This is a genomic window from Nonomuraea sp. NPDC003804 (assembly GCF_040610675.1).
Classification (GTDB): Bacteria; Actinomycetota; Actinomycetes; order Streptosporangiales; family Streptosporangiaceae; genus Nonomuraea.
In genome coordinates, this window is the sequence record NZ_JBEXMT010000008.1 from 1 (window position 1) to 22,659 (window position 22,659).

The following is a 22,659-nucleotide window of genomic DNA, read 5'->3' on the forward strand; positions in this document are numbered from 1 at the left end:
GACAAGGCGATCAAGACGATGCGGGATACGGGTCGGGACATGTTGGACAAGTACAAGGAGACCTCACGCGGCGGTCTCGCCGTGAACGTCATCGAGTGCTGATCACCTTCGAGTGGTACCATAAGGTTGTACCACTTAAAGGGAGGGCCATGTCCATCACCGCGAGCGAGGCCCGCCGACGCCTGTTCCCGCTCATCGAAGAGGTCAACAACGACCGCACTGCCGTGGAGATCGTGTCCAAGAGCGGAAACGCCTACCTGGTGGCCGCGGAGGAGTACGAAGCCCTCCGGGAGACGGCCTACCTGCTCCGCTCTCCGGCCAACGCTCGCCGACTGATCGAGTCGTACCAGGAGGCGCTCGCGGGCCGCCACGAGAGGCACGAACTGCTGGACGACGAGGCTTCCCGGTGAAGGTCGCCTTCACCGGGAAGGGCTGGGAGGACTACGTCCACTGGCAGACGGCCGATCGGCAGATCCTCAAACGGATCAACCGGCTCATCGAAGACGCGTTGTGTGATCCCTTCGAGGGCATCGGCAAGCCCGAGCCGCTGAAGTACGCGCTGGCGGGCGCGTGGTCGCGCCGCATCACTGAAGAGCACCGACTGGTATACCTGCCCATGGACGATGAGATCGTCATCCTGCAGGCTCGCTACCACTACGAGTAGAGATCTGCCTCCAGTGCGGACCGCAGGCCTGGACAAGGCGATCAGAACCATGCGGGATACGGGTCGGGACGGACGCGCCGATCGGGAACGGATCCCGATCGGCGCGCCGCGGACCACCGGCGGCGGCTCAGCCGAGGTACCGGGCGAAGAACCGTAGCGTGCTGTCCAGCTCGAACGCCGGGATCTCCCCATGCCGGCCGGGGTTGGCGTGCAGCGTCTTCTCCGTCGAGCCCAAGGCGTCGAACAACGCCAAGCTCTGGGCCCGCGGCACCCGCTCGTCGTCCCACTGCACCAGGAACTCCACCGGGACGGTGATCCGCGCGGCGGCCTCGGCCGAGGCAAGCGCCCCGCCCAAGCCCAGCACCGCCGCGCGGACCCGGGGTTCGGCGGCGACGAACGGCACGCCGAGCCCGCAACCCAACGACACACCCCAATAGCCCGCCGGACCTGCGCCGACGTGCTCGAGTTCCTGGACCGCGGTCAGGACCGCCCGCCATTCCGGGACGGTCTGGCGAGCTACGAGCGCCTGGAAACCGGCGATCAGCGGAGCCAATTCCTCTCCGGCCGCCACGCGAGCCTGGTTCTCGGTCGCGATCCGGTCGTACTCCTCGTCCTTCGGCCGGTCGCCGTGGCCGGGCACGTCGACCGCCGCCACCGCGAAACCACACCCGGCGACCAAGCGGCGCGCACGGGCCACGATCCCGGGGGCCTTCTTGTGCTGGCCGCCGCCGTGTCCCATCAGGATGAGGGGGCGAGTACCGGCGGCGCCTTCCGGCGTCCACAGCACGCCGGGAACCTGACCGAGGGTGAAGAGCTGTTCGCGGACGCCGTCAGCCGACGTCTCAGAGGTGAAGCGCATGGCGTTTCAGCCTTTCGGGATGCCTTTCGCGGGCACTCCCCAGGCCATGCGGGGGAGGGAGGCCCGACCTGTCACAGCGTTGATCGGTCTCACCTCCTCGGTTCGCAGCGGCGCACGGCGCCGCCGAACGTATCACAAACGGCTTCAGACGTGTCCGCGCGAAGACGTCGCCAGGGCGACCACCGCTTGACGCGGCACCGGCCCGACTGACACCCGTGGATGGCCAGTTGGGCCGGTGCCACCGCCTGGCGTGGCCGGCACGGTCCGCTCCGGTCAGGTGGTGGCCGCCAGCGAGCGCAGGGACTCGCGGTCGTAGGGCAGGCCGGCCCTGCTGAACCAGATCATCGGGTTGGCGACGCTTCCCCAGCACTCGTCGTTGTCCGCGATCGCCAGAAGGAACCGGGACTGGGCCGTGCTCAGGGGCCGGCCTGACGTGTGGCCCGCAGGGAAGGCGCGCTCCAGCAACGGGCCCCAGTCCGACGCGACCGTGTAGGCGTTGGTCATCCGGGCCACGGCCAGCGCCTCGGGCACGATCTCCTCGAACTCCCGCGTGCGCCGCAACAGCGCCTTGATCAGTGCGAACCTGAGCATCCCGTCCAGCTGCGGCAGGGGCTCGGCGAACCAGCCGTCCGCGGCGACGGGATCGGCCAGCGCCCGCCTGACCTCGGCCAGCGCCCTCGGGTCCGGGTCCAGCGCGGGCGCGAGGGCAGCCGCGGCGCGCACCGACGGGTCGGGGTCGGCGAGGAACGCCTGAGGCGCCAGGCCCCAGTTGCCCATGGTCAGCGCGGCCGCCGCCCGCTCTTCGGCGGTGCCGAGGTGCGCCAGGGACTGCATCCGCCGGGCCTGCTCGCCCCGGAACTCGGTGAGTTCGGGAGCGAGCATGAGGTGCCCCATCGCCCCGAACGCGGCCCTGCGCACGGCGTCGTCCGGATCGTCGAGGAAGGGCAGCACCGCGACGTAGAGGTCACGCCGGATCGCCTGGCACGCTTCGGCGGCCCGGATTTCCCCGTCCTCGCCTTCCCCGTCCTCGTCGTCGGCGCCCTCGTCCTCGTCTGCGATCTCGCCCGCGTCTTCGCCCCCATCCTCGTCCTCGAACTCGTCGTCCTCGTCGTCGTCGAGTTCGTCGTCCCAGTAGGAGGCCGACTCGGCCACGGAGCCGAGCCATTCCAGCAGCGCCGCTCGCAGCGGCCGTTCGCGGTCGTCCCAGGGCAGGGCGCTCTCGCAGGGGATGAGCGTGCGCGGGTCGTCCAGGATGGCGGCCACGAACAGGGCCGCCGGCGCGGTGGCAGGGCAGAGTGTGCCCTGGTGCAGCACGGCCGCATCGAGGTAGGCGAGAGCCGCGCCGCAGTTCTCCGCGTTCTCGCTCAACAGGGCCAGCAGGGCCTCCGGCGCGTCGGAGGCGTCGCCGTACGCATGGTGCAGGCTGGCCCAGTTCGTCTTCTCGATTACCGAGCGGGCGTCGATCATCCTGCAGAGACTACCGGCGGGCGGCGACCACGGTACGAGGGACTTCCTTCACGCCTTCCCCCGTGGGACGACGCACCGTGTCCCCCACGCGGACGACCCTCGTTCCCTCCGGACAGGGGCTGCTTCTTCATCGTGTCGCACGGCTCTCAGTGTGGCCGTCCTGATCGGCCGGCGGGCTGTACGGCGCGGCGCGTCCGTGCTACGACATCCCTGTGCGGAGATCACTGGCGTTGATGGCCACCGTGCTCGCGCTGGTCGGAGCCGTGGTGGCGGTCGGGGTGCTGGTGCTGGGGGCGCCGTCCGACGCCCAGGACGGCTTGGCCGCCGCCGTCGGTGAGGAGGCGGCCCGATGTCCGCCGTCGCCCGCGCCGGTCGAGCCGGACGAAGAGGGGCCGGGCCGGCGGGTGGAGCCCGGCACCGCCTGGTCGCTCAGCCTTGACAGGGACACCCGTGCGGCGCTCGTGGCCACCGCCTGCCACGAGGGAGGCGCCGCCGCGCTGGACGTGGCCACCCGCGGAACCGTCTACTACGGCGCGGTCTTCGGTACGGCGGCGGCGACGGATGTCCATTACGCGATCGGCATGGGGGAGCGCCTGCACTTCTGGACCAGGCAGGGCGGCGACGGTTGGCATTACCGAGGGGACTTCGACACGCGCGGCTGTGTCCCCCCGGTCCCGGTCGAGCTGTACACGGCCTGGGGTCTCAGCTCACTGCCGCAGTCGCCGGGCGGCCCTTCTTCCTGCGGACCCGCGGCCGGCGGGCGCGGCTGACGGGCGGACCCCAAGTCAGGCACCAGTGGGACTCAAGTGGCGCTTCCTATCGTGTGTGCTTCTCGTGAGAAAGGCACATCTTCATGAAGAGGACAGCGTTGCTGCTGGGCACCCTCATGCTCAGCGGGCTGCTGCTCGCTCCCCCGGCCGCCGCCGCGCCCGCCGTCCAGGTGGCGGTCGCCAAGGTCAAGGCCACTTCCCCGAACCGCTCCGGCGTCTGCCCCACGACGGTCGGCTTCACCGCGACCGTGTCGGCCAAGGGCAGCGGCACCGTGCGCTACCGCTGGGTGCGTGGCGACGGCTCGAAGGGGTCGATCAGAAGCTTCACGGTCAGCGGCGCCCGTACGGTCACCGTCCGCGACCGGCAGACCTTCGAGAGGTCGGTGACCGGCTGGCAGGCCGTCGAGATCCTCGGCCGCAAGGGGTTGTCGCGCAAGGCCCACTTCAAGGTTCGCTGCTCGGGCCCGGCCAAGGTCTACGACGTCGACCACCTGCTTCCCGTCAACGCCGCCGAGCCGCTCGTGGCCGCCGCGGACGTGGACGTCACGCCGCCGGCGTACAGCGGGACGTGTCCCGCGACGGTGCGCTTCACCGGCACCATCCAGGTGTCCAGGGTGCCGGCGCGGGTGGCCTACCAGTGGATCGACAGCGAGCAGGGCGACGGGCCGGTGGAGTACCTCGACTTCCCGGCCGGCGGACCGCGGATCAGGCAGGTCGGCCTGCCGCTCAGCGTGGGCAACTCCACCGGCGGGTGGAAGGCGATCCACGTGGCGCGCGGGTACGACTCGGGCCGCGCCGCCTACCGGGTGACCTGCGCGAGCAGGCCCGAGCCGAGCTCCAGTCCCAGTCCCAGTCCCACGCGGACCACGCCCACGCCGGGGCCGACGGACCCGTCCGGGCCGAAGCCCGTGGTGGCCATCACCGACCTTTCCCCCGGCGACTACGAGGGTACGTGCGCCTCTCCGATCACGTACCATGCCTGGGGCACCATCGGGCTGCCCGCGGGCCCGGCCGCCACCGTCACCTACTGGTGGATCCTGGACGGCAAGCCGTGGGCGAAGCAGCAGGTCGACCTCCCGGCGGGCAACGGTCCTCGCTCCCAGCACGTCGCGGGCACGTTCTCGCTGAGCGACCAGCAGACCGGCACCCACACGCTGGGCCTCATGGCCGAAGGCGGCGCGGCCGAGCCGGTTGAGCGGACGTTCGTCCTCAAGTGCCTCACCGAGCCGCGGACCGTGACGGTGACCATCGACAGGATCGACCACAGCGTCACCTATCCCGACCCCGACTGCGCCGAACTGCCGCGCGTGGGGCTGGGGGTGACGCTGACCCTGGACCGGGCCGGCCAGGTGAAGTACCGCTGGACGGTGGCCGGGCGCACGTACGTGTACGAGAACGCCCTCGGCGCCGGGACGACCAGCCTGTCGGGCGGGGCGCATCCCACCGCCACCAGCGGAACCGTGCGTTTCGAGGTGCTCAACCACAACATGCCGGTGAAGGAGATCTCCTACACGGTGAAGTGCCCGCCCAAGTAGAGCGGGCTCATGACCCTTCGCGGGCGGCCGCCCCCAGCCGGCGCGCGCCCTCGACCAGTTCGGCGGCGCCGGCGGCGGCCGCGAAGCCGAGCCGCAGGTACGCGCCGGACGGCTCGGCGGGGAAGTAGCGCCCGCCGGCGCTGACGGCGACGCCGTAGGCGCGGGCGGTGTCCGCCGTCACCGCGTCATGGACGCCGCGCGGAAGCTCGACCCACAGGTGCAGCCCGCCCGAGGGGAAGGCGGTCAGCCGCCATTCGGGAACCTCGCGGGCGAGGGCGTCGGCGAGCACCGCGCAGCGCTCCCGAAGCGCCGCCGACAGCTCCCGCAGGTGGCGCTCCCAGGCGGACGTGCCGACCAGCTCGACGGCCGCCTCCTGCAGGGGGCGGGCGACGAAGAGCTCGTCGACGAAGCGCAGGCCCCGCAGCCGCCGCATGACCGGACCTCTGGCGACCACCGCGCCGATCCGCAGGCTCGGCGAGGCCGGCTTGGTCAGCGACGTGAGGTGGATCACCGTGCCGTCGCGGTCCTCGGCCACCAGGGGAGGCGGCACCTGCCTGCTGTGCCCGAGGTGCCTGCCGCAGTCGTCCTCGACGAGGAAGGCGCCGGCGGCCCTGGCCACGTCGACGATCTGGGCGCGCCTGCCGGGTGCGAGCACGGTGCCGGTCGGGTTGTGGAAGGTCGGCTGGCAGTACAGCAGGCGGGCCCCGGTCATGGCGAAGGCGTCGGCCAGCAGGTCGGGTCGCAGGCCCTCGCCGTCCATGGGGACGGGCACCGGCCGCAGCCCCGCCGCCCTGGCCGCGGCCAGCGCGCCGGGATAGGCGGGCGACTCCACGAGGACGGGGCCGCCGGGCGCGGCGATCGCCCGGAACAGCATCGACAGGGCGCTCTGACCGCCGGCGCTGATCAGCACGTCGTCGGCGCTCACCTCGCCGCCCGCCAGCCGGGCGAAGACGGCGCGCAACGGCGCCAGACCGGACGTCGGCGCGCGGTGCCACGCGTCGGGACGGCGTGCCGCCCGCGCCAGCGCGGCGCCGAGCGCCTTGACCGGCTGGAGCGCCGGGTGCGGGTAGCCGCCCGCCATCGCGATCGCCCCCTCGGGGAGGGGATGGACGGCCTCCGCTCCGGCCATGTCCGACTCCGCCGCCGCGGCGGGCGTCGTGCCGTACTCCGCCGCCGAGACGGCGGTCAGGTCGAACGCGCGGCCGGCCAGCGCCACCGCCTGCCATGACGTGTCGGGCAGCCGGTCCGTGGCCCTGGCCGGGCGGTGCGCCACGTACGTGCCGCTGCCCGGACGGCTGACCACGGCTCCCTCCGCGGCCAGGGCGGCGATCGCCCGCGACACGGTGCCGGGCCCGACGCGGTAGCGCTGGGTCAGCTCCCTGCTGGTGGGCAGGCGGTCGCCGGGCGCCAGCTCCGCCAGCAGCGCCCGCAGGCTGGTGACCAGATCGCCGGACGTGCTCCTGCTCGACATGGGAGCGCATGCTAGCGCGTCGGCGGCGGCCGGCTCGTCTCCGGCTGATCAGGCGAAGACGTCCTGCTGGTAGCGGCCCTGCTGTTCGAGCCCGGCCAGCCACGCCTCGCCGTCCGTGCCGGTCCTGCGCCGGTGGATGTCCAGCAGCACCCGCCGTACGGCAGGCGCCATGCGCAGCCCGTCACCGCAGACGTAGACGTGCGCGCCCTGCTGGAGCAGCTCCCACACCGTGTCGGCCTGCGCGGCGACGGCGTCCTGGACGTAGCGGTAGGGGTGCTCGGGCACCGCCGAGAAGGCGGTGTGCACGCGCACGCCTTCGGCCGCCGCCCAGGCCTCGACCTCCCGCCGGTACAGCAGGTCGTGCTCGGGGTGGCGGCAGCCGGTGAACACCTCGGCCCTGCCGGTGGTCCCGGTCAGCGCGCGATGCTCCAGGAACCCGCGCAGCGGCGCGAAGCCGGTGCCGGGGCCGACCAGGACGACCGGCGTCGCGGGGTCCTCCGGCAGCCGGAACGGCGGCGCCGGCACCCTGACGTAGCCGTAGAAGACCTCGCCCTCGGCCAGCCCCGCCAGGTAGGCCGAGCACATGCCGCGGTAGGCGCCGGTGCCGGACCAGGCGGGCCCCTCCACCAGGCCGACGGTGATCCGCACCCGGCCCGGCTCGGCCAGCGGCGAGGAGGAGATCGAGTAATAGCGCGGCCTGATCGGCCCCGCGAGCTCCAGGAAGACCGCCAGCGGCAGCTCCACCGCGGGGAAGCGCTCCAGCAGCGTGAGGACCGACAGCCGCTTGGCGAGCACCTCGTCGGCGTAGTTCGCCGCCAGCTCGGCCAGCTGCCTGGTCGTCCACGGGCAGCCGGTGTGCGCGGCCAGCGCGTCAAGGTCGGCGCGGGTGGCCACCTCCTGCAACTCGGCGAACTCCGTGAGCAGCAGTCCCGCCGTCACAGGCGTGTCCACCGGCAGGTGGGTGGGGCCCTGGGCGTGCAGGCGTACCACCCGGTCGCGGGGGACCCGCAGGCAGCCCAGCGCCCACTCCACCAGCTCCGGGTCGTTCTTGGCGAAGACCGCCAGGTGGTCGCCGGCCTCGTAGGCGACTCCCTCGGGCAGCTCGGCGACGATCGAGCGGACCCCGGGGCGCGGCTGCTCGATCGAGAAGTCCCACAGCCCCTCGGGGTCGCCGGTCAGCTCCTCGTTGGCGACCACCGTCAACGGCACGGCCCTGGCCGACACGACCGCGGGCCGTACCTCCGCCTCGGTGAGCACCTCCAGCTCGTAGCGCGGTCCCACATCGGCGGCCGACGCGCTGTACTCCTGCGCCACGGCCGCCCACAGCTTCGCCGTCCAGGCCGACACGTCGCCGTCGAAGTCGCCGTCCGCGTCCGCCTCACCCCGTTCGACCAGCGGTACGGCGCCGGCCGCGGTGAGCTTGTCGAAGGCGCGGCGCGGGAAGTCCTGGTAGGTGGGCCACTGGGTGTTGCCGCAGCCGAGCACCGCCAGCCGTACGCCGGACAGGTCGGGCAGCTCGTCCAGCGCGTCGAAGCGCTGGGCGTTGTCGGGCGCCTTGCCGTTGTAGGACGAGGCCACCACCAGCAGCAGCCCCTCGCCCGGCGGCCGCAGATCGTCCAGCGTCGTCAGCGTGGTGGCGAAGCCGGCCCGTCCGGCCCGCTCGGCCAGCCGCTCGGCGAGATCCTGGCAGGTGCCCAGGTTGGAGCCGTACGCCACGGTGAGCGGCACGCCGGTGACCGCGACGTCCTGCTGCTCGGCCTGCTCGACGGGCTGGACGACGGCGGCGGCGGCGCGCTCGTGCGCCCGGCGCTCGCGCACCCTGATCGTGAAGTCGTCCGGCTTGAGGGTGAGCGTCTGCTTGATCTTCATCCGGTAGACGGACGGGTCGGAGATCGCGAAGCGCCGCAGGATCATCGCCAGCGCGAGCCGCGCCTCCGTCAGCGCGAACTGGCGGCCGATGCAGGCCCGCTCGCCGTTGCCGAACGGCTTGTAGCCGCCCGGGTGGTGATCGGTCTTCCGCTCGGGCAGCCAGCGGTCGATGTCGAACTCGTCCGGCCGCTCCCACGCCTTGGGGTGGCGGTGCAGCGGCGGCAGCAGGACGACGACCGGCTGGTCCTTGGCCACGGGGTAGCCGCCGATGCTGTCGTCGGCGAAGGCGCTCACGCTGAAGGCCGGGATGGGGGACCAGATCCGCAGCGTCTCCTCCAGGATGCGCGGGATCACGTCCAGCTTCATGATCGTCTCATAGGCGGGCGGCTCGTCGCCCGGCAGCAGCCTGTCCACCTCGTCGTAGGCCAGGGCCAGCGCGTGTGGGTCGCGCAGCAGGTTGTACAGCGCGAACGACAGCAGGCCGCTGGTGGTCTCGTGGCCCGCGATGAGGAAGGTGAGCACCTGGTTGCGGATGTTCTCGTCCGACAGCCGCTCGCCGGTCTTCGGGTCGGCGGCCTCCAGCATGAGGCCGAGCAGGTCCTTCGCGCCGCCGGCGCCCTCGGCACGGCGCTGCCTGATCACCTCGTCCACCAGGTCGCGCATGACCTTGATGTCGTGCTGGTAGGCCGCCTCGTTCCTGCGCTTGAGCTTGGTGACGAGGGGGAGTTGCTGGTTGCGGTGCATGGCCTCGGTCAGCGCGCCGCCCATCGCCTGCAGGAACGGGTGCAGCTCGGGAGAGTCGAAGGAGTTGAACCGGTAGCCGAAGCCGGTCAGCGAGATGACGTCGAGGGTGAGCCTGGTCATGTCGTCCGGGACCGCCAGGTCCTGGCCCTGCCGCCGGCTCCACGAGGCGACGAGCTGGTCGGCCACCTCGAGCATCTGCGGGTAGTAGGCCTTCATCGAGCGCTGGCTGAAGGCGGGCATCAGGATGCGGTGCGCGTGGCCCCACACCGGCTCGTCGTACCGGGCGGTGAACAGCCCGTCACCGGCGAAGTCGCGCACGATCGTCAGCGGCGGGTTGATGCCTTTGTAGAAGCGGGCCTCGTCGCACACCTCGGCCACCAGGTCGGGGTCGTGGATGAACAGGACCCTGCGGCCGACCAGGTCGAGCTGGAAGATGCCTTCGCCGTACCTGTTCGCCATCTCCTCGAGGAACAGGATGGGGGTTTGGCGCGGCATCTGCAGGGTGTTGCCGAGCAGTGGCAGTCCTTGCGGGGCGGGAATCGCCTTCATGTGTGCTCCATGCGTAGCCATACACCGTATGGAGGACGCTACCATACGGTGTATGGCGGTGAGCGCGCGCAGGGGCACCCCCCTGACGATCGAGGAGATCAGAGCAGCGGGGCTACGGTTGATCGTGGCCGGTGGCGTCGAGGCGTTGTCCATGCGCAAGCTGGCCGCCGAGCTCGACGTGAACCCGATGTCGCTCTACCACCACGTGGCCAACAAGACGGAGCTGATCAGGGGGATCTGCGTCGGCACCGTCGGCCCGCTCCTCGACCTGCCGCCCGACGACGGCGCGCCGTGGCAGGACCAGCTCCGTGCCCTCGCCTACGCCTACCGCAAGCTGGCGCGCACCCTCCCGTCGCTGTGGACGTACGTCCACAACCATCCGGAGGTCATCGAGCTGAAGGAGGGCGGGCTGTGGGACGTGCTGTTCAGGATCCTGTCCGCGGCCGGCGTGCCGGAGGACAGGCGGGAGCCGACCGCCGACGTGCTGCACGGTTTCGTCTCGGGCCTCGTGCTGGCCGAGACGATCGGGCACATCGGCGGCGCCCAGGCGGACGAGGCCTACGAGACCGCCATCGCCATGATCATCAGGGGCCTACCCGAGCACTGAGCCCCACGGGTCAGCGGCCGTCGGCGGTGAAGGCCTGCGCGACCGACAGCCCGGGATGACGGGCGGGACGCCATTCTCTCGGCGCCCGGCGCCGCACCGCGATGACGTGGGAGGTAAGTGCGGGCGTGATCGGCGCCGGCCGCCGCGGGCTGCCGTGGCGTGCCGACCTGACGGTGACGGCTCATCGAGGCCGCTCCGGCATAGGATGAGATGGCATGGGGCAGGAGAAGCTGTCGCGCAAGCTGTACGAGAAGGAACTCATCCGCCTGCAGGCCGAGCTGGTCAAGGTGCAGGAATGGGTTCGCGCGGAGAAGCAGCGGGTCGTGGTGATCTTCGAGGGGCGCGACGCGGCCGGCAAGGGCGGCACGATCAAGCGCGTGGCCGAGTATCTCAACCCGCGCGTCGCCAGGATCGTGGCGCTTCCCGCGCCGACCGAGCGGGAGCAGTCGCAGTGGTACTTCCAGCGGTACGTGCCGCACCTGCCGGCCGCCGGGGAGATCGTGCTGTTCGACCGCAGCTGGTACAACCGGGCCGGCGTGGAACGCGTCATGGGGTTCTGCACACCGCAGGAGTACTCCAGGTTCCTCCACCAGTGCCCGATCTTCGAGCGGCTGCTGGTGGAGGAGGGCATCCTGCTGCGCAAGTACTGGTTCTCGGTGAGCGACGCCGAGCAGGAGCGGCGCTTCCGTGACCGGCTTGACGATCCGATGCGGCAGTGGAAGCTCTCGTCGATGGACCTGGAGTCGATCGCGAAGTGGGAGGAGTACTCCAGGGCCAAGGACGAGATGCTCATCCACACCAGCATCCCGGAGGCGCCGTGGTACGACGTGGAGAGCGAGGACAAGCGGCGGGCCAGGATCAACATGATCTCGCACCTGCTGTCGACGATCCCCTACACGGAGGTGCACCGGCCGCGGCTGAAGCTGCCCAGGCGGCCGCCCTCGACCGGGTACGAGCGCCCGCCGCGCCTGGCGGAGGTCCGCGTGCCCGACGTGACGTCGCGCCTGGGGTGATGTCGACCGGGGCTCGGCCACCCCCTGACTAGACGAGGAAGTCGAGGAGATGACGTGTCGTCTGGTCGGGTGCCTCTTCCGCGAGGAAGTGCCCGGCCGGGATCGGCCCGCCGCGGACCTCGTCGCACCAGCCTCGCCACACCTCCAGCGGCCGGTACCAGGCGGCGACGGGACCGGCATGGCTCCACAGGACGAGGGTCGGGCAGGTGATCCGCCGCAGTCCGCGGTCGGCCTCGTCGTGCAGGTAGTCGAGCGTGGCCGCCGCGCGGTATGACTCGCAGACGGCATGGACGGTGTCGAGGTCGCCGAACGGGGCGATGTAGGCGGCGCGCAGTTCTGCCGGGAAGGCGTCCGAGACCTCGGACCACGTGTCGAGCATGTGATTCACGAGGACGGCCGGCGCGCGGGCGATCAACTGCTCAGGCACCGGCTCCGGCGCGGCGAGGAAGGACCAGACCCAGAAACCCAGGCTGAAGTCCATGTTCGCCCGGCCGAACGCGTCACCGGTGGGGACGATGTCCAGAACCGCGAGACGCGTGACGACGTCGGGGTGATCCAGCGCCATCCGGTACGCGCAGCGTGCCCCACGATCGTGCCCTATCGCGACGAACCGGTCGAACCCCAGCGCGTTCATGACCTCGACCTGGTCACGAGCGATCTCGCGCATGCTGTACGGCGCGTGGTCGGGCGTGCTGGGCGGTTTGCCGCTGTCGCCGAAGCCCCGAAGGTCGGTGGCGACGACGGTGAAGTGCTCGGCGAGCCGCGGCGCCACCCGATGCCACATCAGGTGGGTCTCGGGGATGCCGTGCAGGAGCAGGATCGGCGGGCCGCCGCCGCCCAGGCGTCCGTGAATCGCCGTGCCCCGCGCGGAGATGTCGAACTCCGCGAACGCCTCGAACATGAGGCCGGCCCCCTTTCCATCAAGGTGCGTCACTGATGAACCTGCCCGCACGGACCCCCGGGCGCGGTACTGTGAACATATGACCAATTTGTTCATACGGAGATAGTCGTGCCGGCCGCCTTCACCGAAGAGGAGCGCCGGCGGATCACCGAACGGCTGCTCGACACCGCCACACACCTGTTCGCCACCCAGGGGCTGCGCAAGACCTCGCTCGAGGAGCTGACCGCTCCCGCCGGAATCGCCAAGACCTCCCTGTACGCCTTCTTCGACTCCAAGGAGGACCTCTACTTCGAGGCCGCGCTCCGCCAGAGCGAGCAGGTACGGCGGCGCGTCATCGACGAGGCGCTGCTCCAGGGCGGCGACACCCGCGAGGCGTTGCGCCGCTTCCTGCGGGCCACCGTCGCCGAGCTGGACACCAACCCGCTCTACCGCAGGCTGCTGTCGCACCCCGAGGAGATGGCCGCCGTCGCGGCCAGGCTCACCCCTGAACGCATGGCCCAGGCGGCCCGCGGCCCGATGGGCGACCTGCTGGAGTTCCTGCGCGACCGTCTCGAAGGCGACCCCGAGGTGCTGCTCGGCGTGCTCCGCGCCGTGCTGCTGACGCCGCTGCACGCCGACCACCTGGGCCGCGAACTCTACCCGGCGGTGATCGACCGCCTCATCGACGCGGTGACCGAAGGGCTGACCTCATGAGCCTCCCGCCGCTGGCCGTCCTGCTGTTCACCCCGAGGGCGGGCGAGATCACCGGCAGCGCCCGCTGGTCCGCCATGCGGATGCTCAGGCCGTTCGCCGACCGCTTCGACGTGCGCCTGGTCAACCGGCCGGCGGGCCTGCCGGTCACGATCGCGATGCCCGAGCTGGCGGCCGTCTACGCCGAGCGGTTCGCCGCCGCCTTCGCCGGGCCGGTCCCCGTGCTGGCCATCTCCACCGGCGGAGCCATCGCGCTGCAACTGGCCGCCGACCATCCGAAGCTGCTCGACCGGCTGGTCCTCGGCGGTACGGCGGCCACGCTCGGGCCGCCGGGCCGCCGGGCGCAACGCGCCTACATCGAACGGGCCCTGGCCGGGCGCCGCCCCAGCCCGGCGCTGGCCGACATCGTCACCCCCTCGCCGCTCGGCAGGCGGCTGCTCCGGCCCCTGCTGTGGCTGTCGGACGGTGCGAGCGGGGACCGTGCCGACGCGGTCGCCGTGCTCCACGCCGAGGACGGCTTCGACCTGCGCGCGAGGCTGGGCGAGATCACCGCGCCGACGCTGCTGATCCATGGGGCCGAGGACGTGGTCTACTCGCTGGAGCTGGCCAGGCAGACCGCCGAGGGGATCCCGGGTGCCCGGCTCGTCGTGTACGAGGGCCGCGGCCACAGCGCCACGTTCACCGACCGGCGCTTCGCCCGCGACGCGCTCGCCTTCCTCCACGAGCCGGGCTGACCACTTCTTTGCTGGTTTGACAGGCTTTGTCATGGCGCCGGCGCTAGTCTAGGAATGATCTTGATGGTCTCGATTCGCGCAGGAGAACCGTTCATGGCAGAGCCCGAAGCCGAAGGAACGCCTCCTTCCTCGATCAGCACGCCGGACCTGTGGGACCTGGAGGCGTCGCCGACCCAGCTGGAACAGCTCGCCGACGCGTGGCGGAGCGTGGAGAAGAAGGTGTCGTTCGCCGAGAACAAGGTCGACACCGTGGTGCAGAGCGTCTTCTCCAAGGAGGAATGGACCGGCGAGACCGCCGACGCCTTCAACTCCTACCGCAAGAGGCTGATCGGCGACGTCGAGCTGTGCGCGAGCTGCGCCGGCAACGTGGCCTCGGTGCTCGACAGGATGGCGGCCATCCTGCGGACCAACCAGAGCCTCCTCGACGACGAGCGCAAGCGGCTCTCGGCCGTGCCGGTCACCGAGACCATGAACGGCCTGACCTTCCACCCGAAGAACTCCGAGCAGTCCGGCCTGGTCACCACGGCCGTCACCACCGCCAAGGAGATCAGGAGCCGCCTGGACGAGCGGCTCAGGGAGCAGCGCGAGGACCTCGACTTCTACAAGGACCAGTTCGCCGCGCTGACCAAGCAGTGGAAGCCGCGCACCGTCCGCATGCTGAACCTCAACGTGGGCCAGGGCGCGGGGAACGGCTGGCGCGACAAGGGCGGCACCGATCCGGGCGACATCCCGGCCATGGCGCGGCTGATCGCCGACCAGAACCCGGACATCGTGACCCTGCAGGAGGTCTTCAAGAAGGACATCGCCCCCGACGGCAAGATCGACACCGTCGTCGACCTCAAGTCGGAGCTCGAACGGATCACCGGCGACAGGTGGGAGGTCCGCTTCGAGGAGGCGAGCAAGAAGTACCAGGCCAGCGACAGCATCCCCATCCTGGGCGACTACTTCCACCAGCCGTTCGGGAACGCGGTCCTGGTGCGGGAGGGCGACGTCGTCGCGGGCGCGGGCGACGGCCAGAAGATCAAGCTGGACGCCGACGGCGACAAGGTCACCCTCCCGGACGGCACGCGAGTCGACGACGGCGAGGGCAGGTCGGCCGCCAGGACGGAGGTGCGGTTCAACCCCCGCTAGCGGCGAGCGGCGATCACCAGTCGGGAACGACGACGTCGACCTGCTGGCCGTCGTGGTCGGAGGTGCCCCCGTCGACGAGCTGGGGGGCGCCGGCGAGCTCCACGCCCGGCGAGGAGATCACGTAGTCGATGCGGGTGCCCGACGGCGACGTCCCGACGACGTCGCCGTCGGCGTTCGTCGCGCCCGTGTAGACGGTGTACCCCTCGCGGTTGAAGCTGTTGATGGCGTCGAGCGAGACCTTGCGGGTGTTGTGCGCGCCGTTGTTCGTGGCTGCGTTGAGGTCGGCTCCGATCAGCGAGGGGCCGTCGACTGCGCGGTGGAGCGTGTCGATCTGGCCTGCCCGTACGGGGTCGTCGTACTTGTGCAGGCCGTGGCTGTGCACATGGGCGCTGTAGACGTCCAGCGACTTGCTCGCCGAGCCGAGCACCCGGTCCGCGGTCTCGTGGTCGAGCTCCTTGAACACCTTGACCACCTGGCGGAGCCGTCCCGCGTCCCTGGTCAGCACCCCCGCGAGGGCTTCGGCGGCCTCGTCGGCCGCGGCCTGGAGGTCGGCGTAGGAGGAGCCGCAGGACAGCGCCTTCTCGCTGTTGCCGAAGGCGTTCGAGCCCGGCACCGAGGGCACCGGCACGTAGGTGACCGGCGTGGGCGTCCGGCTCAGGATCGTCCGGCCCTGCTCCACGGCCTCCTTCGCCTGGTCGGCGCCTTCGGCGATGGCGCCGACCCGGTCATAGATGATGTTGACTTCGTCGCCCATGTCCGAAAAGCCTAATAGGGTGCCGGCCGCTGATGATCGGTTTTCACTGCGAAGGCAGCGTCCAAGACACCGTGCGGGCCGCGCCGCTCAGGGATGCGTCGTCGAAGCGGAGTTCCCGTCCCACCGTTCACCTCGTACACGAAGATCACTTTCGTCGGCAACATACCACCGGCGAGTCAAGGTCGTGGGTGTTCCGGGCGAACTGTCCGACGGGTGAGATCACCTGAAGTGAACTCGACGGTTAAGGTGTCTCGTTCCACGGGACCGGCAGCGAGCCGCCGAACGCCCTGTGGGGTCGACGCACGCGCGACCCCGGGCGGGCGGCCAAGGGCGCGGCCCGCCCGGGGCGGAGTCGCGGGTCTCAGACGGCTCGGGCGGGTCCCGACATCGAGGCGATGTCCTCGGCGCCGTCGCCGAGGAGCTTGTCGGCCAGGTCCATCAGGGCGCGCCCCGCCGCCAGTTCGTCGCCGATCTCGGGGACGGGCCGGTCGTCAGGGTTGCGCCGGGCGGTGCCGACGCTTTCGTGCCGCCTGTTCCCGACCGCGTACAGCACGGCGGTGGCGGAGGTGCGCTTGTCCTCGTCGTCCTCGCTGATGAGAATCTTGACGGTCCACTCCTTGGTGTTCATGACGCCTCCCCTGTCACGAACATGACAATGCGGTCATACACCCAGCATCCCCCTTGGAGGGCGATGATCGCGAGGTCAGCGCGCGACGAGGTTCACCGAGGGCGTGATCGGGTAGCAGCGGCGCCATGCCAACGTACGGATTCCACGCTTCGCACGAGCAGGTGCCACCCCGGGCGCTGCTGGAGGCGGTCGCCGCGGCCGAGGAGGCCGGTTTCGGCGCGGCCATGTCGTCGGACCACTTCTCGCCGTGGAGCGCGCGGCAGGGCGAGTCGGGGTTCGCCTGGTCCTGGCTCGGCGCCGCCCTGGAGCGCACGTCGCTGCCGTTCGGCGTCGTCAACGCGCCGGGCCAGCGCTACCACCCGGCGATCGTCGCGCAGGCCGTCGCCACGCTCGCCGCGATGTATCCCGGCCGGTTCTGGGCCGCGCTCGGCACCGGCGAGGCGTCCAACGAGCACATCACCGGCGCGCCCTGGCCGCGCAAGCAGGTGCGCAACGCGCGCCTGCGCGAGTGCGTCGAGGTGATGAGGGCGCTGCTGGCGGGGGAGGAGGTCACCCACGAGGGGCTGGTCACCGTCGACAGGGCCAGGCTGTGGACGCTCCCGTCCCAGCCGCCGGCGCTGGTCGGGGCGGCGGTGAGCGAGGAGACCGCCCGCTGGTGCGCGGAGTGGGCCGACGGGCTGATCACCGTGGGCGGGCCCCAGGCGGCCAGGGTGGCCAGGGCCTACCGGGAGGCGGGCGGGCGCGGCCCCCTGCGGGTGCAGGTCCATCTGAGCTGGGCCCCCACGGAGGAGGAGGCGCTACGGCTGGCCCACGACCAGTGGCGCTCCAACGTCTTCCCGCCGCCGGTCTGCTGGGACCTCGACAGCGTGGAACTGTTCGACCTCGTCTCGCGCGACGTGCCGCCGGACCGGGTCGCCCAGGTCGTGCACGTCTCCGCGGACGTGGGCCGGCATGCGGAGATCCTCGGCTCCTACGCCGAGCAGGGCTTCGACGAGATCTACCTGCACCACGTCGGCAAGGAGCAGCGCCCGTTCGTGGCGGCCTTCGCCGAGATCCTCAAGTGAGCGGTCCCCGCTGGAGGGCCGGTTCCGCGCGTGGGTGGTGCTCCGGCTCAGAGCGAGGCCGGTGCGCGCGTGGATGGTGCTCCGGCTCGGAGCGGAGCGAGGTCCGCGCGTGGGTGGTGCCGCTCAGGACGGAGGGGAGCCGGGCAGCTGCAGGGTGCGGTGGATCATCTGGTGCATGTGGGTGCGGAAGCGGCGCAGGGCGCGCGGGTCGTCGGGGCCGCGCCGCCGCCCTGCCGCGTCGAACACCCCGCTGAGGACGAACCCGTGCACGCACCAGACCAGCGAGTTGATCGTGTAGTGCACGTCGGCGTCCTCGGCGTCCGTCGCCGGGATGATGTTCTCGATGGCGAACTCCGCCAGCGGCTTCACCAGCTCGGCCTCCAGGTTCCCGATGTCCCTGGCGTCGGACAGCCACCGGTGCATCCAGAGCGAGGGCACCTCGGGATGGGCGGCCGCGAAGTCGATGTAGGCGTCGACGAAGCGGTGCACCGCGGCCACCTTCTCCTCGGGCGGGGCCGCCTGCAACTCCCTGACCTTGGCCTCCACGACGGCGGCGTGGGTGGAGTGGGCACGCTCCATGACCGCGAGGTACAGGTCACGCTTCGCGCCGAACTGCGTGCTCACGGCTTTCGTGCTCAATCCGGCGGCCTCCGCGATCTGCCCGATCTCGGTCGCGTCGTAGCCGAGCGCCGCGAACAGCTTGGTCGCCGCCTGGAGGATGCGCTCGCGCTCATCCCCTCGTACTGGCGTCATATAGGTGACCTTAGGATCCGCCATCAGCTCGGCCAATCACGTGATCGACAAATACCGGTCAAATCGCTCCTGTGCTGATTAAGCGCTCATCTCGGGGTGAACTCGGCACCACGCCTGCGGAACTCCTCCGCCCAGCCGTGGTGGGACTCGCCGTCGCACGGCAGCGCGCCGCCCAGCCGTTCGTGCAGGCCGGCCAGCCGCTCGTGCATCTCGGCCACGCCGGAGCAGGTGGCCGCCTGCTGGACGCGCATGAGGTCAAGCTGCTCGGCGGCCACGGCCCTGAGCGCTTCGGCGCGCAGCAGGATCCGCTTCCTCGACATCACCGCGGGCCGTACCCTCGCGCGCGGCAGGCCCAGCCGGCGCCAGCCGGGGTGATGGCGCGGCACCGGCGACGGCGGAGCCTCGGGCGCGGCGCCGAACAGCTCCGGCCACAGCAGCTCAAGGAGCCGGATCGCGGGACCGGGCCCGACGATCTCGAGGTCGCCGCCGTCGCCGCGCAGGAGCGACTGGAACCGGGCCAGCAGCCGCGCGCCCTCGACGTCGCAGAAGTCCAGCTCCCGCACGTCCACCGCGATGACGGTGACATGCTGGACGATCAGGGAGGCCAGCGCGCCCTCCAGCCAGAAGGAGCTGGAGCGGTCCAGTGACCCGCCCAGTGCGAGCAGCGCGTTCGCTCCGTCCTTGCGCACGATGGTGACCGACAGTGCCATGACCACGCCCTACCCGTAATCCGGTTAATCGTGCATGAATCCCGCATTCAGGGACAGAAGGCTTGGATGGCCGCCCATCCGGGAAGGGATCTCGTGGTCGTCGCCGCGTCGGCGGGTGGCGTCGAACCACTGCGCACGCTCGTGGCGGGGCTCCCGTCCGACCTGCCCGCCGCCGTCCTCGTGGTCCTGCACGTGTCGGCGAGCGGGGGAAGCGCCCTGGCCGGCATCCTCGACCGCGCGGGACCACTGAAGGCCGCCCCGGCCGAGGACGGCGCGCCGATCGTGGCGGGCGAGGTCCGCGTCGCCGTCCCCGACCACCACCTCTTCGCCAGGGAAGGGACGCAGCGCCTGTCCCGCGGCCCCCGCTACAACGGCCACCGGCCGGCCGCCGACCTGCTCTTCATGAGCGCCGCGCTGGACGCCGGCTCCCGCGTGGCCGGCGTCGTGCTCAGCGGCACGCTCGACGACGGCGCCAGGGGCAGCGCGACCGTCGAGCACCACGGCGGCGCCGTGGCCGTCCAGGACCCGCAGGAGTGCGCCTTCGGCGGGATGCCGGCAGCGGCCCTCAGGGCGACGGCGCGGGCCCAGGCGCTTCCCGCGTCACTCCTGGCCGACTGGGTCGTCCGGCAGAGCCGCACGCCGACAGGCGAGGAGGAGGCGGGCGTGGAGGAGACGGTGCCGGACCTGGAGATCGAGCGTGAGCTGGCGCGGCACCTGGCGACACGCCCGCCCGAGACCCCGGCCGGCGACCTGGCCGGCTTCACCTGCCCGGAGTGCGACGGACCGCTGTACGAGCAGCGCAGCGTGCCGGCCAGCCGCTACACCTGCAGGGTCGGGCACTCGTGGTCCATGGACGCCATGGCCTCGGGCCAGGCCGACGCCGTGGAAAGGGCGCTGTGGGTGGCGATCCAGCGCCTCGAGGAGCGGCTCAGGCTGCTCTCGCGCATGGGACGCGCGGCGCGGGAGCGCGGGCACAGGGTCTCGGTCCGGCGGCTCGGGGCCGAGGCGGAGGAGACCCGCCAGGCGCTGGAGACCATCAGGACCCTGCAGAACAGGCTCGGCAGCGGCGAAGGCGTCGCGAATGCCTGACCGCCTCGCACAGGCGTAGGCTGGATCTCTGTGACACCGGCAGAAGAACGCGAGTTCGACGATCTCCTGGTGATGCTCAAGGAGACGCGCGGCTTCGACTTCACGGGCTACAAGCGCACCACGCTGGTGCGCAGGATCAGCAGGCGTCTCGAAGCCCTGAAGCTGACCGACTACGGCGAATACCGCGACTACCTGGAGCTGGAGCCGGAGGAGTTCAGCAGGCTCTTCGACAGCCTGCTGATCAACGTGACCAGTTTCTTCCGCGACCCCGGCGCCTGGCAGACGCTGCGCGAGGTCGTGATCCCCGCGTTGCTGGCGGGCAAGCCCGCGGGCAAGGCGATCAGGGTGTGGAGCGCGGGCTGCGCGACGGGCGAGGAGGCCTTCAGCCTCGCCATGGTCCTGGCCGAGGAACTCGGCATCGACGAGTTCAAGGAGCGCGTCAAGATCTACGCCACCGACCTCGACGAGAAGGCGCTCCAGGTGGCGAGGGCGGCGACCTACACCGAGCGGCAGATGAGCGAGGTGCCCGCGCCGCTGCGGGAGCGCTACTTCGAGCACGTCGACAGCGGCTACGCCTTCCGGCGCGACCTGCGGCGCCAGGTCATCTTCGGCCGCAACGACCTGACCAGGGACGCGCCGATCTCCAGGGTCGACCTGCTGCTCGCGCGCAACACGCTGATGTACTTCAACACCGAGACGCAGGTCAACATCATCAGGCGCTTCCACTTCGCGCTGGCCAACCCCGGCTACCTGTTCCTCGGCAAGGCCGAGATGCTGCTCAACCACAGCGACCGGTTCGAGCCCGTCGACCTGCGCACGCGCCTGTTCAAGAAGGTCGGCTCCACTCTCGCCGGCCCGCGCGCCTCGTGGACGTCGGCGATGGGGGCCGGCGAGCCGCGCTCCATACTGACCGAGCTGAAGACCGCCGCGCTGGCCTCGGGGCCGGTCGCGCAGATCGTCCTCGACGGCGCCGGTCACCTGGCGCTGGTCAACTCCAAGGCCGAGGTGCTGTTCAACCTCAATCCCCGCGACATCGGCAGGCCCTTCCAGGATCTGGAGGTCTCCTACCGGCCGGTCGAGCTGCGGTCGGTGATCGAGCGGGTGCGGACGGAGCTGCGGACCGTGGAGTTGCAGGAGGTGATCTGGCACCGGCCGGGCCAGGCCGACGCCGGCGTGTTCGACATCGCCGTGGTGCCGCTGCAGCACGCCGACGCCGAACTGGTCGGCGTGGGCGTCAACTTCTACGACGTGACCCGCTACCACAGGCTGCGTGACGAGCTCCAGCAGGCCAACAGGGAGCTCGAACACGCCTACGGGGAGCTCCAGTCGCTCAACGAGGAACTGGAGACCACCAACGAGGAACTCCAGTCGACCAACGAGGAACTGGAGACCACCAACGAGGAACTCCAGTCGACCAACGAGGAACTGGAGACGATGAACGAGGAGCTCCAGTCGACCAACGACGAGCTCCAGCACATCAACGACGCGCTCAACGCCCGCAGCCTCGAGCTCGACCAGGCCAACGAGTTCGTCGCCTCGATGGTGCGCAGCCTGGGCGACGCCGTCGCGGTGGTCGACCTCAATCTGCGCGTGCTGGTGTGGAGCCCCGGCGCGGAGGAGCTGTGGGGCGCCAGGGCCGACGAGACCGTCGGCAAGGCCTTCGGCGACCTCGACATCGGCCTGCCGTTCGACGAACTGCTTCCGCACCTGCGGGTGCTGCTCGACGACGGCTCGGACCCCCGCGACTGGCCCGACGGCGTCGTGCTCGGCGCGGTCAACAGGAGGGGCAGGCCCACGCAGCTCGGGGTGGAGTTCTCCCGGCTGCGGGTGGACGACGACGGCGTCAGGGGCGTCATCATGGTCATGAACGTCCTCGACCAGTCATGATCGCCGGCTGACGGCGCGGGCCCGGTCCGGCCCGGTTAGGAGATCATGTCGGGCATGACCTCGAGACTGAGCAGGCAGGAAATATCGGACACGGTCGGCGACTCCGGGTGGCGTCTCGTGCTCGAAGCCGTGCGGACCACGGTCCCCGTGACGTCACTGGCGCAGGGAGCCGAGGTCGCCGCCCGCGCCGTGGCCGCGGCGGGCGACGAGGGCGCGGCGAGCCTCTGGATGGACGTACGCGCCGATCGGGTGGTCCTCACGCTGCAGTCACCGGCCATCGGCTGGCCGACGCCCCGGGAGCTCGATCTCGCCCGCGCCGTCTCCGCGGCCGTGGGCGAACTGGGCCTGCGCACCCATCCCGGACTCGGCGACCCGGTGTCCCGGCCGGTGCAGATGATCGAGATCGCGATCGACGCCCTCGACATCGCCGCGATCCGCCCGTTCTGGAAGGCGGTCATGGGCTACACCGACGCGCCCGGCGCGTCCGGTCCCGACGACGCGATCGCCGACCCGCTCCGGCAGGGACCCGCCATCTGGTTCCAGCAGATGGACGCGCCGCGACCGCAGCGCAACCGGATCCACCTCGACATCTCGGTGCCGCACGAGGAGGCGGGCCCGCGCGTCGCGGCCGCCCTGGCCGCGGGCGGCGTGCTGCTGTCCGACGCGAAGGCGCCCGCCTTCTGGGTGCTGGCCGACGCCGAGGGCAACGAAGCCTGCGTGACGACCTGGCAGGGAAGGGAGTAGCCCGCTCCCGCTGGCCAGCTCCACCC

General features: G+C 71.2%; 22 protein-coding genes. 13 read left to right on the forward strand and 9 right to left on the reverse strand.

Going from position 1 to position 22,659, the window contains the following annotated elements; all coding sequences use genetic code 11:
• Positions 1-149 precede the first annotated feature (149 nt).
• Positions 150-410 (forward strand): type II toxin-antitoxin system prevent-host-death family antitoxin, encoded by a 261-nt coding sequence (locus ABZX22_RS12755; protein WP_354907969.1) that lies wholly within the window; start codon positions 150-152, stop codon positions 408-410.
• Positions 407-664 carry a Txe/YoeB family addiction module toxin gene (locus ABZX22_RS12760; protein WP_354907971.1) on the forward strand — a complete coding sequence of 86 codons (258 nt, stop codon included), beginning with the start codon at positions 407-409 and terminating at the stop codon, positions 662-664. The genes ABZX22_RS12755 and ABZX22_RS12760 overlap by 4 nt, the downstream gene beginning before the upstream one ends.
• Positions 665-791: 127 nt before the next feature.
• Here ABZX22_RS12760 and ABZX22_RS12765 read toward each other — a convergent pair whose 3' ends face one another.
• Both ABZX22_RS12765 and ABZX22_RS12770 read right to left on the reverse strand, forming a co-directional pair.
• Entirely contained in the window at positions 792-1,523 is a 732-nt protein-coding gene (locus ABZX22_RS12765) for an alpha/beta hydrolase (RefSeq protein ID WP_354907972.1), read from the reverse strand.
• 273 nt (positions 1,524-1,796) lie between these two features.
• Complete coding sequence (locus ABZX22_RS12770; protein ID WP_354907973.1) at positions 1,797-2,990, reverse strand: hypothetical protein; 1,194 nt, start codon at positions 2,988-2,990, stop codon at positions 1,797-1,799.
• A gap of 212 nt (positions 2,991-3,202) precedes the next feature.
• On the opposite strand from ABZX22_RS12770, the gene ABZX22_RS12775 reads away from it, so the two are divergent.
• Together ABZX22_RS12775 and ABZX22_RS12780 are read left to right on the forward strand one after the other, a co-directional pair.
• Positions 3,203-3,760 carry a hypothetical protein gene (locus ABZX22_RS12775; RefSeq protein WP_354907975.1) on the forward strand — a complete coding sequence of 186 codons (558 nt, stop codon included), beginning with the start codon at positions 3,203-3,205 and terminating at the stop codon, positions 3,758-3,760.
• An 83-nt stretch (positions 3,761-3,843) separates the two neighbouring features.
• Positions 3,844-5,295: a hypothetical protein gene (locus tag ABZX22_RS12780; protein ID WP_354907976.1), complete on the forward strand. Its 1,452-nt coding sequence runs from the start codon at positions 3,844-3,846 to the stop codon at positions 5,293-5,295.
• A gap of 7 nt (positions 5,296-5,302) precedes the next feature.
• Here ABZX22_RS12780 and ABZX22_RS12785 read toward each other — a convergent pair whose 3' ends face one another.
• Positions 5,303-6,766: a PLP-dependent aminotransferase family protein gene (locus ABZX22_RS12785; protein ID WP_354907978.1), complete on the reverse strand. Its 1,464-nt coding sequence runs from the start codon at positions 6,764-6,766 to the stop codon at positions 5,303-5,305.
• Positions 6,767-6,814: 48 nt separating this feature from the next.
• Positions 6,815-9,928, reverse strand: coding sequence for a cytochrome P450 (locus ABZX22_RS12790; protein WP_354907980.1), 3,114 nt, complete (start codon positions 9,926-9,928; stop codon positions 6,815-6,817).
• 52 nt (positions 9,929-9,980) lie between these two features.
• Here ABZX22_RS12790 and ABZX22_RS12795 point away from each other — a divergent pair, with 52 nt between their 5' ends.
• Positions 9,981-10,535, forward strand: a complete 555-nt coding sequence (locus tag ABZX22_RS12795) for a TetR/AcrR family transcriptional regulator (RefSeq protein WP_354907981.1) — start codon at positions 9,981-9,983, stop codon at positions 10,533-10,535.
• A 215-nt stretch (positions 10,536-10,750) separates the two neighbouring features.
• Positions 10,751-11,548 (forward strand): polyphosphate kinase 2, encoded by a 798-nt coding sequence (gene ppk2 / locus ABZX22_RS12800; RefSeq protein ID WP_354907983.1) that lies wholly within the window; start codon positions 10,751-10,753, stop codon positions 11,546-11,548.
• A gap of 28 nt (positions 11,549-11,576) precedes the next feature.
• On the opposite strand, the gene ABZX22_RS12805 is transcribed toward ppk2, so the two are convergent.
• Entirely contained in the window at positions 11,577-12,545 is a 969-nt protein-coding gene (locus ABZX22_RS12805; protein ID WP_354907984.1) for an alpha/beta hydrolase, read from the reverse strand.
• Positions 12,546-12,557: 12 nt separating this feature from the next.
• On the opposite strand from ABZX22_RS12805, the gene ABZX22_RS12810 reads away from it, so the two are divergent.
• The 3 genes from ABZX22_RS12810 (at position 12,558) to ABZX22_RS12820 (ending at position 15,004) form a co-directional block, all read left to right on the forward strand.
• Positions 12,558-13,142: a TetR/AcrR family transcriptional regulator gene (locus tag ABZX22_RS12810; RefSeq protein ID WP_354907985.1), complete on the forward strand. Its 585-nt coding sequence runs from the start codon at positions 12,558-12,560 to the stop codon at positions 13,140-13,142.
• Positions 13,139-13,873, forward strand: a complete 735-nt coding sequence (locus ABZX22_RS12815) for an alpha/beta hydrolase (protein WP_354907986.1) — start codon at positions 13,139-13,141, stop codon at positions 13,871-13,873. Before ABZX22_RS12810 ends, ABZX22_RS12815 begins: the two co-directional genes overlap by 4 nt.
• Positions 13,874-13,966: 93 nt before the next feature.
• Complete coding sequence (locus ABZX22_RS12820) at positions 13,967-15,004, forward strand: hypothetical protein (protein ID WP_354907987.1); 1,038 nt, start codon at positions 13,967-13,969, stop codon at positions 15,002-15,004.
• A gap of 13 nt (positions 15,005-15,017) precedes the next feature.
• Here the strand turns inward: ABZX22_RS12820 and ABZX22_RS12825 are convergent, their stop codons facing one another.
• Both ABZX22_RS12825 and ABZX22_RS12830 read right to left on the reverse strand, forming a co-directional pair.
• A complete protein-coding gene (locus ABZX22_RS12825) occupies positions 15,018-15,758 on the reverse strand; it encodes a hypothetical protein (protein WP_354907988.1) in 741 nt (246 codons plus the stop codon).
• A 361-nt stretch (positions 15,759-16,119) separates the two neighbouring features.
• Complete coding sequence (locus ABZX22_RS12830; protein WP_354907990.1) at positions 16,120-16,386, reverse strand: DUF1876 domain-containing protein; 267 nt, start codon at positions 16,384-16,386, stop codon at positions 16,120-16,122.
• 125 nt (positions 16,387-16,511) lie between these two features.
• Here ABZX22_RS12830 and ABZX22_RS12835 point away from each other — a divergent pair, with 125 nt between their 5' ends.
• Positions 16,512-17,450 (forward strand): TIGR03885 family FMN-dependent LLM class oxidoreductase, encoded by a 939-nt coding sequence (locus ABZX22_RS12835; protein ID WP_354907992.1) that lies wholly within the window; start codon positions 16,512-16,514, stop codon positions 17,448-17,450.
• A gap of 123 nt (positions 17,451-17,573) precedes the next feature.
• Here the strand turns inward: ABZX22_RS12835 and ABZX22_RS12840 are convergent, their stop codons facing one another.
• A complete protein-coding gene (locus ABZX22_RS12840) occupies positions 17,574-18,203 on the reverse strand; it encodes a TetR/AcrR family transcriptional regulator (RefSeq protein ID WP_354907994.1) in 630 nt (209 codons plus the stop codon).
• Positions 18,204-18,289: 86 nt separating this feature from the next.
• Positions 18,290-18,913: an STAS domain-containing protein gene (locus ABZX22_RS12845; protein ID WP_354907996.1), complete on the reverse strand. Its 624-nt coding sequence runs from the start codon at positions 18,911-18,913 to the stop codon at positions 18,290-18,292.
• A 66-nt stretch (positions 18,914-18,979) separates the two neighbouring features.
• Here ABZX22_RS12845 and ABZX22_RS12850 point away from each other — a divergent pair, with 66 nt between their 5' ends.
• The 3 genes from ABZX22_RS12850 to ABZX22_RS12860 are packed head-to-tail and all read left to right on the forward strand — an operon-like array spanning position 18,980 to position 22,633.
• On the forward strand, positions 18,980-20,002 hold the full coding sequence (locus tag ABZX22_RS12850) for a chemotaxis protein CheB (RefSeq protein WP_354907997.1): 1,023 nt from the start codon (positions 18,980-18,982) through the stop codon (positions 20,000-20,002).
• A 30-nt stretch (positions 20,003-20,032) separates the two neighbouring features.
• Positions 20,033-21,889 carry a CheR family methyltransferase gene (locus ABZX22_RS12855; protein ID WP_354907999.1) on the forward strand — a complete coding sequence of 619 codons (1,857 nt, stop codon included), beginning with the start codon at positions 20,033-20,035 and terminating at the stop codon, positions 21,887-21,889.
• A 54-nt stretch (positions 21,890-21,943) separates the two neighbouring features.
• A complete protein-coding gene (locus ABZX22_RS12860) occupies positions 21,944-22,633 on the forward strand; it encodes a VOC family protein (RefSeq protein WP_354908001.1) in 690 nt (229 codons plus the stop codon).
• The last annotated feature ends 26 nt before the right edge of the window (positions 22,634-22,659 follow it).

What these genes read in the sequence shown, in the direction of transcription:
- ABZX22_RS12755 (WP_354907969.1), top strand. Translation starts at nt 150, where the DNA reads ATGTCCATCACCGCGAGCGAGGCCCGCCGACGCCTGTTCCCGCTCATC.
- ABZX22_RS12765 (WP_354907972.1), bottom strand. Translation starts at nt 1,523, where the DNA reads ATGCGCTTCACCTCTGAGACGTCGGCTGACGGCGTCCGCGAACAGCTC.
- ABZX22_RS12770 (WP_354907973.1), bottom strand. Translation starts at nt 2,990, where the DNA reads ATGATCGACGCCCGCTCGGTAATCGAGAAGACGAACTGGGCCAGCCTG.
- ABZX22_RS12780 (WP_354907976.1), top strand. Translation starts at nt 3,844, where the DNA reads ATGAAGAGGACAGCGTTGCTGCTGGGCACCCTCATGCTCAGCGGGCTG.
- ABZX22_RS12785 (WP_354907978.1), bottom strand. Translation starts at nt 6,766, where the DNA reads ATGTCGAGCAGGAGCACGTCCGGCGATCTGGTCACCAGCCTGCGGGCG.
- ABZX22_RS12790 (WP_354907980.1), bottom strand. Translation starts at nt 9,928, where the DNA reads ATGAAGGCGATTCCCGCCCCGCAAGGACTGCCACTGCTCGGCAACACC.
- ABZX22_RS12795 (WP_354907981.1), top strand. Translation starts at nt 9,981, where the DNA reads ATGGCGGTGAGCGCGCGCAGGGGCACCCCCCTGACGATCGAGGAGATC.
- ppk2 (WP_354907983.1), top strand. Translation starts at nt 10,751, where the DNA reads ATGGGGCAGGAGAAGCTGTCGCGCAAGCTGTACGAGAAGGAACTCATC.
- ABZX22_RS12805 (WP_354907984.1), bottom strand. Translation starts at nt 12,545, where the DNA reads ATGAACAAATTGGTCATATGTTCACAGTACCGCGCCCGGGGGTCCGTG.
- ABZX22_RS12815 (WP_354907986.1), top strand. Translation starts at nt 13,139, where the DNA reads ATGAGCCTCCCGCCGCTGGCCGTCCTGCTGTTCACCCCGAGGGCGGGC.
- ABZX22_RS12820 (WP_354907987.1), top strand. Translation starts at nt 13,967, where the DNA reads ATGGCAGAGCCCGAAGCCGAAGGAACGCCTCCTTCCTCGATCAGCACG.
- ABZX22_RS12825 (WP_354907988.1), bottom strand. Translation starts at nt 15,758, where the DNA reads ATGGGCGACGAAGTCAACATCATCTATGACCGGGTCGGCGCCATCGCC.
- ABZX22_RS12830 (WP_354907990.1), bottom strand. Translation starts at nt 16,386, where the DNA reads ATGAACACCAAGGAGTGGACCGTCAAGATTCTCATCAGCGAGGACGAC.
- ABZX22_RS12835 (WP_354907992.1), top strand. Translation starts at nt 16,512, where the DNA reads ATGCCAACGTACGGATTCCACGCTTCGCACGAGCAGGTGCCACCCCGG.
- ABZX22_RS12840 (WP_354907994.1), bottom strand. Translation starts at nt 18,203, where the DNA reads ATGACGCCAGTACGAGGGGATGAGCGCGAGCGCATCCTCCAGGCGGCG.
- ABZX22_RS12845 (WP_354907996.1), bottom strand. Translation starts at nt 18,913, where the DNA reads ATGGCACTGTCGGTCACCATCGTGCGCAAGGACGGAGCGAACGCGCTG.
- ABZX22_RS12850 (WP_354907997.1), top strand. Translation starts at nt 18,980, where the DNA reads ATGGCCGCCCATCCGGGAAGGGATCTCGTGGTCGTCGCCGCGTCGGCG.
- ABZX22_RS12860 (WP_354908001.1), top strand. Translation starts at nt 21,944, where the DNA reads ATGACCTCGAGACTGAGCAGGCAGGAAATATCGGACACGGTCGGCGAC.